Raw genomic sequence first — 15,185 nt, 5'->3', positions numbered from 1 at the left:
AATTGGCAACGATCCGCTTCGTCGCCGAGACAGGCTCGACCAACGCCGACCTCATCGCCGCGATCCGCGACGGCGCACGCGTGGCCGAAGGCGAGTGGCTCGTCGCCGACCGCCAGACCGCCGGGCGAGGGCGGCAGGGGCGGACCTGGTTCGACGGTCGCGGCAATTTCATGGGCTCGACCATCGTCTGGCCCGGACCGCACGATCCGCCGGCACCGACGCTTGCATTGCTGGCCGGGGTCGCGCTGTATGAAACGGTCGCGCCCATGCTGGCCGACCCATCCGCGCTGTCGCTCAAGTGGCCCAACGATCTGCTTGTCGGCCGGGCCAAGCTGGCCGGCATCCTGCTCGAGCGGGAAGGTGACGCGGTCGTGGTCGGCATCGGGGTCAACCTGGCCGCCGCGCCGCAGGTTGATGGACGTGAGACGATCGCCCTGTCCACTCTGGGCCCGTCGCCCGACCGCGACCAATTCGCCGAGGCGCTGGCAACCGCTTTCGACCGTGAACTCGATCGGTGGCGCACCGTGGGGCTTGCGCCGCTTCTGCGCCGCTGGCAGGCGGCCGCGCACCGGCACGGCGCGTCTTTGACGGTGCAGGAACCGGGCGGATCGACGGTTTCGGGCACATTCGCCGGTCTCGACGAGACCGGTACGCTGCTGCTGCGCTTGGAAGACGGGACAACCCGGCCTATCCACGCCGGCGACGTCTCGCTGGGGTAAGGAACACCGCCATGCTGCTCGCTGCCGATGTCGGCAACACCAATGTGGTCTTCGCGCTTTTCGACGGGCGCGAAATTCGCGCGCGCTGGCGCATCGCGACCGACCCCCGCCGTACCGGCGACGAGTACGCCGTATGGCTGCTCCAGTTGCTCGAGATCGAGGGTTTCAAGCGGGAGGATATCACCCAGCTTATCGTCGGATCGGTGGTCCCGCGCGCGATCCACAACCTGACCGTCCTGGCCGAGAAGTACTTCGGCATGACGCCGCTGATCGCGGGAGAAGGGGCGGCAGACTGGGGCATTTCGGTCGACGTCGACCAGCCCCGGTCGCTCGGCACGGACCGCGCCCTCAACACCATCGCCGCCCATGCCAAGTACGAAGGCGACCTGATTGTCGTCGACTTCGGCACCGCGACGACCTTCGACGCAGTAGACTTCACCGGTGCATACAAGGGCGGGATCATCTGCCCGGGGCTCAACCTCTCGCTGGACGCCCTCGTCGGCAACACGGCCAAGCTGCCGCGCATCGCGATCGAGGCGCCGCGATCGCACAGCGTCATTGGCACCAACACCGAAGACCAGATGCTGATCGGAGTCTTCTGGGGTTATGTCGCCATGATGGAGGGCCTGATCGCCCGAATGCGCGCGGAAATCGGCCGTCCGGCCAAGGTCGTCGCCACCGGTGGTCTGGCAATCCTGTTCGACGAACACACCGACATCTTCGACCACGTCGACACCGATCTCACGCTGGACGGGCTGGCAATCCTGGCGGAGCGCGCAACGAAGTGAAAAGGGACTTCGCACCAGAGGACGAACTGCTGTTCCTTGCGCTCGGTGGCTCGGGCGAGATCGGCATGAACGTCAATCTCTATGGCTGCCAGGGCCGCTGGCTGATGGTCGACCTCGGGATGACCTTCAGCGGTAACGAGTACCCGGGCGTCGACCTGGTCTTCGCGGATCTCGAATTCATCGAGGAACGCGCCGGCGCACTCGAGGGAATCGTCCTGACCCACGCGCACGAGGACCACATCGGCGCGGTTCCTTACTTCGCCGCGGAGCTGGGCGTGCCGCTTTACGCGACACCGTTCACTGCCGATCTCGTGACGCGCAAGCTGGAAGAGGCGGGCATCGCCAATTCGGTCGAACTCGTCGTGGTTGATGATCTCGAACGGTTCCAGCTCGGTCCCTTCGGCATCTCCTATGTGCCGCTCGCGCACTCGATCGCAGAGGGCCACGCCTTGCTGATCGAGACGCCTTACGGCCGGGTTTTTCATACCGGCGATTGGAAGCTCGACGAGGAACCGATCATCGGCGAGCCGACGACCGAGGAGGAGCTGTGCGAACTGGGCGACGAGGGTATCCTTGCGCTGGTCTGCGATTCCACCAACGTATTCAATCCCGCCGAGAGCGGTTCGGAAGGTGCAGTCTACCGTGCGCTGCACGAGGAGGTCGCCAAGTGGACGGGTCGCCGCGTCCTGGTGACGACTTTCGCCAGCAACGTCGCGCGCCTGCACACCCTCGGCGCGGTCGCCGATGCGACCGGACGTAAGCTTTGCGTGGCAGGGCGTTCGCTCGATCGCATCATCGAGGTGGCACAGGACGCAGGCTATCTCGCGGAGTTCCCCGAGACGGTGGATTTCGATAACGCGATGGGCCTGCCGCGCGGCGAGGTGCTGATCATCGCCACCGGAGGGCAGGGCGAGCCGCGGGCGGCGCTCGCGCGCATAGCCGAGGAGCAGCACCCCATCGAGCTCACCTCGGGCGACGTCGTTCTGTTTTCCAGCCGCCAGATCCCCGGCAACGAGCTCGCCATCGGTCGCATCCAGAACCTCCTCGCCGAACGCGGGATCGTGATGGTGACCGACCGGCAGAGCATGATCCACGTTTCCGGCCACCCCGGGCGACCGGAGCTCGAAGCTCTTTATGGATGGCTCAGGCCGCAGATCCTCGTGCCGGTCCACGGCGAGATGCGCCACATGGCCGAGCAGGCGCGCCTGGGCAAGGCAAGCGGCATTCCCCAGGTGGTCGTGCAGAAGAACGGCGATCTCGTCCGCCTCGCGCCCGGCAAACCCGGCAAGCTCGCCGAAGTCCGCAGCGGTCGCCTCGTGCTCGATGGCGACATCATCGCACCGGCCGATGGCGACGCGATCGTCATGCGCCGCCGCATCGCGCGCGAAGGCGTCGTGATCGTGGTGATCGGGGCCAAGGGCGGCATTTTCGTCGAAGGGGTCGGCCTGCCCCTCGACGAGGACTACGCCGCCTTCGTGGCGGAGGCCGAATCCGACGTGGCGCAAGCGCTCGGAAAGCTGCGCGGACCAGCGGCGCGTGACCGTGATTCGCTGGTCGAGGCTGCGCGCCTCGCTGCCCGCCGGGCCGCGGGCCGCTGGTGCGGCAAGCGCCCGCAGGTGCGTGTCATCGTTCCGGGAGAGGCGGCGTGAACTGGACCTCTGTCGTGGCGATCTACGTGCTGTTCTGGGTCGCTTGCGCGTTCATCCTTCTGCCGTTCGGCGTGAAGACGCACGAGGAACTGGGGATCGAGAAGGTCCCGGGCCAAGCCGACAGCGCTCCGGCCAACTTCCAGCCGCGCAAGATCGTGGTGCGCGCCACGGTTCTATCCGCAGTGCTCACTGCGCTATGGGTGGCGAATCACGTCAACGGGTGGGTTACCCCGGCGACCTTCGGGATCGTGACCGCGAACTGAGTGTCAGTCGCGCAGGCGCTCGATCGCCTGCGCCAGCGCCACGTAGAGCTTGCCCATGTCGCTCGACAGCAGGGTGACGCCGATCGCGTGGCCGTCACGTGTCGACAGCATGGTGCGGAGCATGCCCTCGAAATCGTGGATGTAACGATTGACGTGTTCGCGGAAGTCGCCGTTCGCATCGTAGAGTTCCGCGATGTCGCGCGCCTCGGCCGGTTCGAGCAGGCGCACCGCGCGGCGGGTGAATATGCCCCGGTCTCCGCGCAGGTAGCTGGCCCAAGCCGTGTCGGTGACATCCGCCGAAAGGGCGCGGGCGATGTCGATCGCGTTCGAGTTGAGGCTCTCGGTGATGAGCGCGACCCGCCGGGAGAAGTCCCCGTCGACCTGCTCTTCTGCGCGCTGCCGGGCGAGCGCCACGCGGCTTTCGAGGTTGGCGGCAAGTTCGCTGACCTTCGCGAGCTGGTCGCGCAGCTGGAGTGCAGCCTCGCGTCCGGCACCGGCAGCTTTGGCCGCCGTCGCTTCGATCTCGGCGAGCGCCGATCCGACACGCTCTCGAAGGGCGCGATCCAGGGCCTCGTTCGTTTCTCCCGCGATGCGGGAAGCGATCGCCTCGATCCGGCCGCTTGCGGCTTCGTCGATCGATGCAACTGCGGAGCGGGCCTCGTCCGCAAGGGTCGCGATGGCTTCGCGCAAGGTACCCTGCGCCTGGGCGGAGGCAGCCTCGCTGTCACGGGCAAGCGCGGCGAGTTGCTCGCGCAGCGCTGCGATGCGCGCGGCTTCGCTTTGGCTTCCTTGCGCGACTTGCGTCTGCAGTTCCGCGAGCGTTTCCATGGCCGCAGTGCTGTTCCGCTGCGCCGAGATGACGTAGTCCGAAACCTCGCGGCTCCTGTCGCCCGCGCCCGCCAGCATCAGGCCAAGCGCTGTGCCTCGCTCGCCGAGTTCGGCAAGACGGCTCTCGGCATCGGACAATGCCGCCGGAAGATCGGCCTTGCTGTGTTCGGCACTTGCCCGAATGAGTTCCAGCAGGCGCACGCTCGCGTCGGTAAGCTCGGCCACCATGCGGTCGGTATCGCGCAGCGCTTCGCGGCTCGACCCAAGCCTTTCGCCCAGCGCGGTGATGGCCGCGGTGAGGATGTTTTCGGCCTCGCGGCCCTGTTCGGCGGCGGCTCCCATCTCCTTGGCCAGTTCGTCGAGACGGGCGGCGACCGCTTCGCTCTGCGCGAGCAATTCGCGCGAGCGGGCTTCCTGATCTTCCCTGCGGCCGGCGATCCCGGCATCGATATCGGCCAGCAGCGCGTTGACCTTTGCAGCCTGCTCTTCCGCAAGGTCGGTCGCTTCGCTTCGGCGCTTGGTGATCTCGGAGACGAAAAGGCCGTGCGATTCGGTGAGCTTGGCATCGACCAGGCTCGCTTCGTCACTGATGATCGCCAGCCGCTGCTGCGCACCGGTCTTGGCCGCCATGTCGACGGATTCGACGTGGCGGATCGCGGCTTCGAGATCGGACTTGAGCGTTTCGATCCGCTGGTTCCACAAATCGATAGCTTCGCGCTCGGCGCCGCCAAGGCTCGCGGACACGGTATCCGCGCCTTCGCGCACGCTGGAGATACGTGCTTGCAACGAGCGGAGCAGCTCTTCCTCGCTGCGCTCGAGAGCCTCGGAAACGCTCCCGACCTCCTCGCGCAGGCGGTCGGCGCGGTGCCGCATGGCGGCGAGCGCTTCGACCTCGCGCCCGTCGAGTTCGGCGCGGAAGGCGTCGCTCTTCTCGCGCAGCGCGGCGAAACGCGCGCCCGCTACATCGTCTAGCTGTGCCGCCTGTGCTTCGAAACCGGCGATGGCGGCATCGACCTTCGCTCGCAGCGAAGCGACCTGGCGCTCGCTGGCGAGACCAAACTCGTTGAGCCTCGTGAAGCCGGCAACCAGGCTGTCGAGCTGGCCATGCGCGGTATTTCCCGCCGCCCCAATTTGATTCGAAACGTCGCGCGCGGCGTTGGCGATGACCGGAAGGTCGTCCCGCAGCTTTTCCATGTTCTCGAGCGCGGCGCGACTGACGCCGGCGATCGCATCGACTTGCGCTCCATTGTCGTGAACGAGGGTCTGGAGCCGGTCGGCGTGTTCCGAAATACGCTGCGCAGCGATCCGTCCGAGTGTTTCGAGCTCACGGCTTTGCGCGGCGAGGAATTCACGCGCGAGGCTGAGCTCGCGGTTGACCACCGACAACCTGCTTTCAAGCGCGGCGGATTCCGTGCGAAGCGATAGTGCCGCGTCCGTAAACCGGCCTGCCTCACGCACACTGAGGCGGAGAGCGAGCAGGACCAGCGAAACGACCAGAAGAACCGGCACGGCCCAGTCGACGACCAGCTGCGTTCCGGCTTGGGGTGTCACGCCGCTCGCCAGGGTAGCGCGGTTGGCCCAGGCGAAAAACGCAGTCCAGCCCACGACCGCGATCACAGCGAGTGTCGGCACCAGCCAGCCGGTGAAGCGGCGCGGGGCCGGCTCCTCCCAGTACTCCTCCACGGGCCCTTGTTCCGCCCAGCCTTCCTCCAGCGTCAGCGGTTCGTCGACCGAACGCGTAGCTTCGCCAGGCGCATCCGCGCCGCTTCCGGGGCCGACTGCCCGGATGTGAGATCCCCCGCTCATTCCCGAGAATCTACACGATTCCAGTCATGTTCAACAGAGTCTTAATGATCGCCGCGCTAAAAGCGGGTCGATGGCTTACGAGAATGGTGCCTTTGACGCGACGATAGCCGCGGCTGCCGGGGAGGATCCGGCGCTTCTGCGCGAGCTGCGCGACGCCTTTCGCGAAAGCCTCGATCGCCAGCTGGACTTGCTGAAGCGCGCCCGCTGCGACGGCAACTGGACTGTCGCTGCCCAGCGCCTCAAGGGGCTGGCCGCCAGCTTCCATGCCGACGAACTGATCCATCTTGCCGACGAAGCGGCGGACGGCGCACCCGGCGATCCGTCGGTCGTGCGGCGGATCGAACTGTTCCGCGAACGCTTCGTCGGGGGCTGACCCCGGCCCCCTAGTCAACCCGATACCGGCTCCCTAGTCTGCCGCGCTCAACGTCTGGCGGGGAGTGTGCGCGTGCGGGTCGCGCTGATGGCAATCACGGATGAGGGCGGGGAACCCGTCAAGCTTGGCGGTCGGCCGATCGCATGGCACCAGTTGCAGGCGGCGCTTGCGCTAGGCTGCGAACGGATCGTGTGCCTCGCCGAAGGTCCCGGAGCGACCCTGGGAGCCCTTCAGCGCGAAGCCGAGGGCAGGGATGCGCGGTTCAGCGCCGTTTCCCACGCCCGTGCTTTGTCTGGTCTGATCAGTGCAGCCGACACCCTGTTCGTTTTTGCGCCCGGCATCCTGCCCGACAGGGAATGGCTCAACCAGGCGCTCGGGGCGAGGGCGGGGATTGCGTCGCTCCCGGCCGAAGGCGCGGTCGAACGCGGTTTCGAACGGATCGACCGCGACCGTGCCTGGGGCGGAGTGCTGGCGACGCGTGGCGATGCTGTCGAGGCGCTGACCCTGTTACCGCCTGACGCCGATCCCATTGCGGGCCTGTTGCGCATTGCGCTCCAGCGCGGAGGGCGCTGTGTAGAGGTGCCCGAGCGCTGGCTCGACGAGGGGCGGTGGGCACTTCTGGGAGACAGCGGCGCGGCGCAGAGAATGGAAATGGCCTGGCAATCCCGCCATGTCCCAACCCCCGCGATCGACCGCCCGGGCGAGATGCTCGCGCACTTTCTGGCCCGGTCCGTTCTCCCTCGAACAGCCGATCGACCCGCGGTGGCGCCGTCCATTGCCATTGGCGGAGCGACCCTTGCCGTTGCGGGCGGGATCGCCGGATATCTCGGCATGACGGTCGGCGGCCTGGCCGCGCTGGCCTTTGGAACGCTGGCGAGCGAGGTGGGCGAACGGCTGGGGCGGTTTGCGCGGGCAGGCGCGGGCAAAGAGCCGCGCCGGCGATACATCGAACTGCGTGATGCCGCGCTCGACCTGTCTCTCGTCGCCGTCGCCGCCAGTCCGCAGGAATTTGCCGGATGGCATGCGCCGTTCGTGGCCCTTGTCCTTGTCGGAGCCATCAGGCTGGCTCGCGAGGAGGGCGCGCAAAAGCCCATCCGGCCGCTGGGCGATCGTATCCTCGTCTTTTCAGTACTTTTCCTGGCGGCAGTGGGCCAGGGGTTCGTGCCTGCGATGGCCGCGGTAGGCCTTGCAGCGCTAGCGGCACGTATTTTCTGGCCCCGCCCACGAAGCTAACGCAGGTTTAACCACGGCCCGCTATGGCCGGTTCATGAGTGAAGCAGTGATGATGCAGTCGAGCGAAGCGCCCGTAGAAGCGGTCCTGCGCGATGAGCTGGCGCATGGGGACGTCGTGATCGGCACGATTGGGCCTGTACTGGGCCATTTGCTCGCCAATCACGACCATTCGCTGTTCAGCGACGAGATTGTCAGCCGCGTGCGCGGAATGGTGTGGGATGTGGCGCGCCAGCTGCTCGTCGCGAAGGCCGAGCAGGACACCTCGCCCGATCCGCACGGCGTTGCCGAGCGCCAATGCGAAGGCCTGACGCAATCCCTGCTTACCGATGCGCGGCTGGTCTCGCACTGTCACGCGCTCGCGATGGAGTCGCAGCTTTCCGCGCGTCTGGAAAAGCGCTCGGCGATCGACCCGGTTCTTTCCCCGCTTCTGCAGGCCTTGATCGCATCCGAAGACGGAGCGACCGCCGCGACCGCGATGGCGGCGCTGGCTGCGCAGGCCCGTTTCGTCCAGAGCCAGCGCCGTATGGAGCTTCCGATCGGCGAGCTGCCGGCCGACCTGTTCGATGCCGTCCTCGCGAAGTGGATCCAGCTGGCGGACGAGGGGGAGCGAGCGAGCGTGGAGCGCGCGGTCCAATCCTTCCGCCGCGATTACAGCGAAAGCGCAAGCCGGATCGGCCTGTTGTCGCGCCTCGTCACCGGAATGGGGCCGGGGGCCCGGGCCGCACTTTCCGTAGGCCATTCCGGCGTTGCGCTGTTTCTCAGCGCCATCGCTTCGTCGTCCCGCTTCGACAGGGACCTCGCGGTCGTCGCGACAAACGACAAGCAACTTGCGCGCCTGGCGCTTTCGCTGCGCGCCGCCGGGCTCAAGCCTCGCGAAGTCGAGGAACAGTTCCTGCACCTGCATCCAGACGTATCGCTGCCCGAGGGGTTCGATCTGCTTCGCGCCGACCGGGCTGCCGCCATGCTCGGCGCGTCCGGGCGGAGCTCGGTGGCCTGACATGGCCTCCCAGGGTGTCGTCCTTGCTCGTGCACGCACCGATGCGGCCGACAGGCTGATCGAAGCCGACGAGCCTTTGGCAGGACTTCACCGCCGTTGCGGCGGAGAATTGCCCGGCACGGTGGCGGTGCCCGCCTTGCTCGAACTCGTCCGCAAGTCGCGTCGGCTGGGGCTTAGGCTGGCGCGCACGATCGAGGCGCTCGACGGAGAAGACACCGTCCGTGCATGGGTCGAGATCGAGCCCGAAAGCGAGGGTGAAGCCGGGGGTTGCTCGATCGCGGTGGGAGCCTGGTCGACCAGCCCGCGTCCCGCGCCTTCGGAAGACGAGGCATCGGCCCTCAGGATCGCGATCGACCGCGCTGTTGCCGAGCTTACCGCGCGGCTTGCGCCAGACCAGGGTGTCCTGGCCTTCGACACGTCTGCATCGGACCTGGCCGGCCTCGCCCGCGCGATGCGGGAGAACCCGGGGAAGCCCTGGACCGAGTTCGTTGAATTGCCCGAGCTCGCGCATCGTCCGCCGCTCCATTGGCGGCTGCTCGACGGGACGCGCTGCGTCATCCCGGGCTCTAAACGCGGCTGGACGGTAACGCTGGTGCCGCTGGGGCGTCCCGATCCCGGCAGCGCGGGTTTCGAACTCCTGCTGGTGGCGGATGCGCCGTTGCCCGCAGCAATTTTGGCTTCCGAGGAGCCCTCGCGCGCCACTCCATCGTTCGGGCGGGAATTGACACCCGTGTTGCGCCAGCCGATCGCGCGGATCATCGCTAACGCCGAGACGATCCGCTCGCGCCTCGCGGGGCCGCTCGCCGAAGAATACAGCAGCTACGCTGCTGACATCGCGGCTGCCGGCCAGCACCTGCTTTCGCTGATCGACGATCTGTCGGACCTCGAGATTGTCGAGGCCGACGACTTTCGCACGGCTCCCGACCGAATCGACCTTGCCGACGTCGCACGCCGTGCTGTCGGTATCCTTGGCGTACGCGCACGCGAGCGAGGGACCACGCTTGTCGCGCCAGACGACGGGATCTCGGTTCCCGCGACAGGCGAGTTCCGCCGTGTTCTGCAGGTACTTCTCAACCTGATCGGCAACGCGATCGCCTATTCTCCCGGCGGCACGACCGTGCATATCGAGGTTGCTCGCGAGGGCGACCGGGCGCGGGCGGTGGTGCGCGATGAAGGTCCCGGAATCCCCGCCGACAAGCTCTCCAGCGTGTTCGACAAATTCGAGCGTCTGGGACGCGGGGGAGACGGCGGCTCGGGCCTGGGCCTTTATATCTCGCGCAAGCTAGCGCGAGCGATGCATGGCGATCTGACCGTAGAGAGTACGCCAGGCGAAGGCGCGCGATTTACGCTCGACCTGCCCGCCGCGGACTGAGCTCAGCCGCGCGGGCGGACCCTGCGCGACAGCCACACCAGCAGCAGTCCGAAGGCGGCGATGACGAGGCCGTTGGTCACCCAGTTGCGGTTCGCGAGCATGAAGCTTTCCGCGGGCCACATGATCACGCCTGCTCCTTGTAGCGCAAAGAACGTCCCGAACACGGCCAGCAAAAGGCCGACCACCATCAGAACCGCGCGCAGGGCAGCCATCGGCTAGCGCTTTTCGACCGGCACGTAGTCGCGCGCGGTCGGCCCGGTGTAGAGCTGGCGAGGGCGACCGATGACTTGGCCGGGATCGGAGATCATCTCGTTCCACTGGGCGACCCAGCCGACCGTGCGGGCGAGCGCGAACAGGGCAGTGAACATCGTCGTCGGGAATCCGATCGCCGAGAGGATGACACCCGAGTAGAAATCGACGTTGGGAAACAGCTTCTTCTCTTTGAAGTAGTCGTCGCTGAGCGCCATTTCCTCGAGCCGCAGGGCCGTCTCGAACAGCGGATCGTTTACTTTCAGCGCGTCGAACACTTCGCGAACGGTCTTCTGCATGACCGTCGCGCGCGGATCGTAGTTCTTGTAGACGCGGTGACCGAAGCCCATCAGGCGGAAGGGATCGTTCTTGTCCTTCGCGCGCTCGATGTAGTGCGGAATCTTGTCGGGCGTGCCGATTTCGCGAAGCATGTTCAGCGCCGCTTCGTTCGCACTGCCGTGCGCGGGACCCCACAGGCAGGCAATACCGGCCGCGATGCAAGCGAAGGGGTTGGCGCCCGACGATCCGGCGAGCCGTACGGTCGAGGTCGACGCGTTCTGCTCGTGGTCGGCGTGGAGAATGAAGATGCGGTCCATCGCTTTCTCGACCGCCGGGACGACTTCATACTGCTCCGCCGGCACGCCGAAGGTCATGCGCAGGAAATTGCCCGTGTAGCTTAACGAGTTGTCGGGATAGAGGAACGGCTGACCGACCGAATACTTGTACGCCATCGCGGCGATCGTCGGCATCTTCGCGATCAGCCGGTGGCTGGCGATCTTGCGCTGCTCGGGGTCCGAAATGTCGGTGCTGTCGTGGTAGAATGCGCTCAATGCGCCGACCACGCCGCACATGATCGCCATCGGGTGGGCGTCGCGCCGGAAACCGCGGTAGAACGTCGACAGCTGCTCGTGCAGCATTGTGTGGCGGCTGATCGTGTAGCTGAAATCGTCGAGCTCGGTCTTCGACGGCAGTTCGCCGTTGAGGAGGAGATAGCTCACTTCCATGAAGTTCGACTGTTCGGCCAGCTGGCCGATCGGATAGCCACGGTGGAGCAGGATGCCCTCATCGCCGTCGATGTAGGTCAGCGCGCTTTCGCAGCTTCCGGTCGACTTGTAGCCCGGATCGTAGGTAAAGGCACCGGTCTGGCCATAGAGTTTCCGGATGTCGATGACTTCCGGTCCGACACTTCCTTCGAGCACCGGAAGCTCGATGGTCTTGTTGTCGTAGGTCAGCGTCGCCGATTTGTCCGCCATGTCCGGTCTCCTTAAGCAGTGTGGTCCGCGTCGGCCGGTTCGACCTGCGCGTCAAGCCGCGCGAGAGCCTCTTCCCGTCCGAGCAGGGCCAGAACGTCGAATATGCCGGGGGACGTGGTCGTCCCCGTAAGCGCAGCGCGCATCGGCTGTGCAAGCTTGCCGAGTCCCAGCCCCTGTTCCTCGGCGAACCCCTTCAGATTGGCCTCAAGCGCGGCCACGGTCCAGTCGCTTTCGCTGCTCAAACGCGCAGAAATCCTTGCAAGCAGCGCGCGCGCGTCGTCGGTGAGCAGCGCGGCGGCCTTTTCGTCCATCTGGAGCGGTCGCTGCTTGAACAGGAAAGCCGCGCCGGCCGCGAGCTCGTGCACATCCTTTGCCCGCAACTTGAGCTGGGGCATCGCTTCGGTGAGGAGTGCCAGGTCGGCGTCGGGGCCGATCAGCGGCGCGACCAGCGAGGCAAGGCGGGCATCGTCCGCTTCGCGGATGTAGTGGCCGTTGAGGTTCAGCAGCTTCTTGAGGTCGAACCGGCTAGGGCTCTTGCCGACACCCGCGAGATCGAACAGCTCGATAGCTTCCTCGCGGCTGATCTCTTCGCGGTCCCCGTGACCCCAGCCGAGCCGCAGCAGATAATTGAATACCGCCTCCGGCAGCATGCCCATCTCGTCGCGATAGGCATCGACCCCGACCGCGCCGTGGCGCTTCGACAGCTTCGCCCCGTCGGCGCCCAGGATCATGGGCACATGCGCATAGACCGGCACCTGCCAGCCCATCGCATCGAGGATGACGATCTGGCGGAACGCGTTGTTCAAATGGTCGTCGCCGCGAATGACGTGCGTCACGCCCATGTCGTGGTCGTCCACCACGACCGCGAGCATGTAGGTCGGCGTCCCGTCAGAGCGCAGGAGGACGAAATCGTCGAGCTCGCTGTTGGCGACCGTCACGCGGCCCTGGACTTCGTCCTCGATCGTGGTTTCGCCTTCGCGGGGCGCCTTGATCCGCACGACGTAAGGCGCTTCGGCCGGCCAGGACGATGGATCGGCATCGCGCCACTCGCTGTCGATGCGGAAGGTGCGCCGCTCGGCCTGCGCCTTCGCGCGGCGCTCGGCGAGTTCGTCGGGCGTCAGGTAGCAGCGATAGGCGGCACCCTTCGCCAGGAGTTCGTGCGCAACTTCCGCGTGGCGGTTGGACCGGGCGAACTGGAACGTCGCCGGCTCGTCGCCTTCCAGGCCGAGCCAGCCCAGCCCGTCGAAAATCGCCGCAATGGCAGGCTCCGTCGAGCGCGCGCGGTCGGTATCCTCGATTCGCAAAAGGTACTTGCCGCCATGGTGGCGGGCATAGAGCCAGTTGAACAGCGCAGTGCGCGCACCGCCGATGTGGAGGAATCCGGTCGGCGAAGGGGCAAAGCGTGTGACCACACCTGCGCTATCGCTTGCCATCCGAATTCTCGTCCTTATCCAATGGTTTCATGGCGACCGGTACAGTGCCGTTGGTGCCCCTGTCCGACGATGGGGATAAGGGCGACCCTACGGTCGATGCTGCACTGCAGCGGCCTTGGCGCAAGGCGCGCCCCTTGTCCAGTGCGGCAGACCTGGCAGACCGGTTTCTGGAACGTGCGGCATTTGACCGGGCACCCTGGCTCGCTGTCGCCCTGGCCGCAGGTATTGCGGCATGGTTCGCCCTCCCGACGCCTGTAACCTGGCTCGCCTGGCTCGCAGGATGGACGCTCGCGGCTATCGCGGCGGCCGCTCTGTGGGCCGGCAAGGAGACGCGATCGTACTTGCGCCGCGCGTCCATCGCAGTGGCGATGCTGGCGGCCTTCGGCCTGGCGCTCGTCTGGGCGCGCTCCGAACTGGTCGGGGCGGAGCCGCTGGCGCGCCCACAGGTCAGCTGGATCGACGGCCGCGTCCTCGCGCGCGAGGACCGGCCTGCCGAGGGCCGGGTTCGCCTGACGCTGGCTTATCGCGATGCCGAGGGCGGAATGGCGCGGAAGATCCGCGTGAATGTTTCGCCCGAACTGATCGGCGACGGTGTTGAGGAGGGCGCCCGTATCAGGCTCCGCGCGCGACTGATGCCGCCCGGTCCGCCGATGGTGCCCGGCGCCTACGATTTCGCCCGCACGGCGTGGTTCGCGGGCCTTGCCGCCACCGGGAGCGCGATGGGCCCGGTCGAAACGATAGAGCCCGCTCCGCCTGGTGGCACCATAGCAAGGGCGCAGCGGGCACTGTCAGCCCATGTCCACTCGCGGCTCGACGGATCGGCCGGTGCCATAGCGGCTGCCTTCGCGAGCGGCGACCGCGGCGGGATCGCCATCGCCGATGAGGAGGCGATGAGGGACTCCGGCCTCACCCATCTCCTGTCTATCAGCGGAGTTCATGTCAGCGCGGTGATTGCCGCCGCCTACGTCCTGGCGGTGCGCCTGCTCGCGCTTTGGCCATGGCTCGTGCTGCGGGTCCGCCTGCCGCTCGTCGGCGCCGCGGTCGCCGCCGGCGCTGGCATCGCCTATACCCTGCTGACCGGCGCGGAAGTGCCCACGGTGCGCAGCTGCGTCGGTGCACTGCTGGTCCTCATCGCGCTGGCGCTGGGGCGAGAGCCGCTGTCCATGCGGATGGTGGCGACTGCGGCTTTCGCCGTCCTTCTCGTGTGGCCCGAAGCGCTCGTCGGGCCGAGCTTCCAGATGAGCTTTTCGGCGGTCATCGCGATCGTCGCCTTGCACGAGGCGGCGCCGGTCCGTGCATTTCTCGCCCCGCGCGAGGAGCGATGGATTGCCCGCGCCGGAAGACGTGCCGCGATGCTGTTGCTGACGGGGCTCGTCATCGAAATCGCACTCATGCCGATCGTCCTGTTCCATTTCCACCGGGCAGGCTTCTACGGCGCGCTCGCCAATGTGGTCGCCATTCCGCTGGTGACTTTCATTTCCATGCCGCTGATCGCGCTGGCCTTATTCCTCGACCTGCTCGGCCTGGGGGCGCCGATTTGGTGGTTGGCAGGCCAATCGCTCGAGCTGTTGCTCGCCATCGCGCGGTTCACCGCGGACCAACCCGGGGCGGTGCGCCTGATGCCGCAAATGGGTTGGGGCACCTTCGCCCTGTTCATCGCTGGGGGGTTATGGCTTGCGCTCTGGCGCGGGAAGGCCCGCCTGCTTGGCCTGGTGGCCTCTGGAGCGGGAGCGATAGCGCTTCTTTTTACGCCAACGCCCGACGTTCTCGTGAGTGACGATGGGCGTCACGTGGGAATTGTCGGCGAGGGTGACCGCCTGCTGGTCTTGCGTGAAGGACGCAGCGATTTCGCTCGAGACAACCTGCTCGAACTTGCCGGGTTGGAAGGTGATCCGGTGCCGCTCGAACGCTGGCCCGATGCCCGATGCAGTGCGGATTTCTGTTCACTGGATGTCGTACGCGAAGGGCGCACCTGGACGCTGCTCATGGCTCGCAGCCGGTCGCGCATCGAAGAGCGGTCGCTCGCTGCGGCGTGCGAGAAGTCGGATATCGTGGTCGCGGATCGCTTCCTGCCGATGAGTTGCCGTCCGCGCTGGTTGAAGGCCGATCGGCGCTTCCTGTCGGAGAATGGCGGCCTCGCGGTGGTTTTGCGGAGCGAAACGATCGAAACGGTTGCCGCCGGGCAGGGTCAGCATCCGTGGTGGACTGCCAGGGGGCGATAA

At 66.7% G+C, this 15,185-nt stretch carries 13 protein-coding genes; 9 read left to right on the top strand and 4 right to left on the bottom strand.

What is annotated here, in order from left to right:
• The first annotated feature begins 2 nt into the window (after positions 1-2).
• From A6F68_RS10975 to A6F68_RS10960, 4 genes are read left to right on the top strand one after another with little or no spacing between them, the layout of a single operon-like run.
• Positions 3-719: a biotin--[acetyl-CoA-carboxylase] ligase gene (locus A6F68_RS10975; RefSeq protein ID WP_067679898.1), complete on the top strand. Its 717-nt coding sequence runs from the start codon at positions 3-5 to the stop codon at positions 717-719.
• Between the two features lie 11 nt (positions 720-730).
• Complete coding sequence (locus A6F68_RS10970) at positions 731-1,507, top strand: type III pantothenate kinase (protein WP_067679893.1); 777 nt, start codon at positions 731-733, stop codon at positions 1,505-1,507.
• Positions 1,504-3,156: a ribonuclease J gene (locus A6F68_RS10965; protein WP_232308126.1), complete on the top strand. Its 1,653-nt coding sequence runs from the start codon at positions 1,504-1,506 to the stop codon at positions 3,154-3,156. Before A6F68_RS10970 ends, A6F68_RS10965 begins: the two co-directional genes overlap by 4 nt.
• Positions 3,153-3,419, top strand: coding sequence for a DUF1467 family protein (locus A6F68_RS10960; protein ID WP_067679885.1), 267 nt, complete (start codon positions 3,153-3,155; stop codon positions 3,417-3,419). Before A6F68_RS10965 ends, A6F68_RS10960 begins: the two co-directional genes overlap by 4 nt.
• Before the next feature lie 3 nt (positions 3,420-3,422).
• On the opposite strand, the gene A6F68_RS10955 is transcribed toward A6F68_RS10960, so the two are convergent.
• Entirely contained in the window at positions 3,423-6,053 is a 2,631-nt protein-coding gene (locus A6F68_RS10955) for a coiled-coil domain-containing protein (RefSeq protein WP_067679882.1), read from the bottom strand.
• Between the two features lie 70 nt (positions 6,054-6,123).
• On the opposite strand from A6F68_RS10955, the gene A6F68_RS10950 reads away from it, so the two are divergent.
• The 4 genes from A6F68_RS10950 to A6F68_RS10935 all read left to right on the top strand — a co-directional run bounded on the left by A6F68_RS10950 (position 6,124) and on the right by A6F68_RS10935 (position 10,028).
• Positions 6,124-6,426 (top strand): hypothetical protein, encoded by a 303-nt coding sequence (locus tag A6F68_RS10950; protein ID WP_067679879.1) that lies wholly within the window; start codon positions 6,124-6,126, stop codon positions 6,424-6,426.
• Between the two features lie 72 nt (positions 6,427-6,498).
• Positions 6,499-7,659, top strand: a complete 1,161-nt coding sequence (locus A6F68_RS10945; protein ID WP_157096719.1) for a hypothetical protein — start codon at positions 6,499-6,501, stop codon at positions 7,657-7,659.
• A 34-nt stretch (positions 7,660-7,693) separates the two neighbouring features.
• The gene (locus A6F68_RS10940; protein ID WP_067679873.1) at positions 7,694-8,656 is read left to right on the top strand and encodes a hypothetical protein; all 963 of its coding nucleotides are present in this window, start codon (positions 7,694-7,696) and stop codon (positions 8,654-8,656) included.
• A 1-nt stretch (position 8,657) separates the two neighbouring features.
• Positions 8,658-10,028, top strand: a complete 1,371-nt coding sequence (locus tag A6F68_RS10935) for a sensor histidine kinase (RefSeq protein ID WP_067679870.1) — start codon at positions 8,658-8,660, stop codon at positions 10,026-10,028.
• Between the two features lie 2 nt (positions 10,029-10,030).
• Here the strand turns inward: A6F68_RS10935 and A6F68_RS10930 are convergent, their stop codons facing one another.
• From A6F68_RS10930 to gltX, 3 genes are read right to left on the bottom strand one after another with little or no spacing between them, the layout of a single operon-like run.
• Complete coding sequence (locus A6F68_RS10930) at positions 10,031-10,240, bottom strand: hypothetical protein (protein ID WP_067679867.1); 210 nt, start codon at positions 10,238-10,240, stop codon at positions 10,031-10,033.
• Positions 10,241-10,243: 3 nt separating this feature from the next.
• Positions 10,244-11,530 (bottom strand): citrate synthase, encoded by a 1,287-nt coding sequence (locus tag A6F68_RS10925; RefSeq protein WP_067679865.1) that lies wholly within the window; start codon positions 11,528-11,530, stop codon positions 10,244-10,246.
• Between the two features lie 11 nt (positions 11,531-11,541).
• Positions 11,542-12,963: a glutamate--tRNA ligase gene (gene gltX, locus A6F68_RS10920; RefSeq protein WP_067679864.1), complete on the bottom strand. Its 1,422-nt coding sequence runs from the start codon at positions 12,961-12,963 to the stop codon at positions 11,542-11,544.
• 29 nt (positions 12,964-12,992) lie between these two features.
• Here gltX and A6F68_RS10915 point away from each other — a divergent pair, with 29 nt between their 5' ends.
• The gene (locus A6F68_RS10915) at positions 12,993-15,185 is read left to right on the top strand and encodes a ComEC/Rec2 family competence protein (RefSeq protein ID WP_084001800.1); all 2,193 of its coding nucleotides are present in this window, start codon (positions 12,993-12,995) and stop codon (positions 15,183-15,185) included.

The organism is Tsuneonella dongtanensis (assembly GCF_001698205.1).
Lineage (GTDB): Bacteria > Pseudomonadota > Alphaproteobacteria > Sphingomonadales > Sphingomonadaceae > Tsuneonella > Tsuneonella dongtanensis.
The sequence above is the reverse complement of the archived record's forward strand: the minus strand, read 5'-3'. Positions and strand labels throughout refer to the sequence as shown.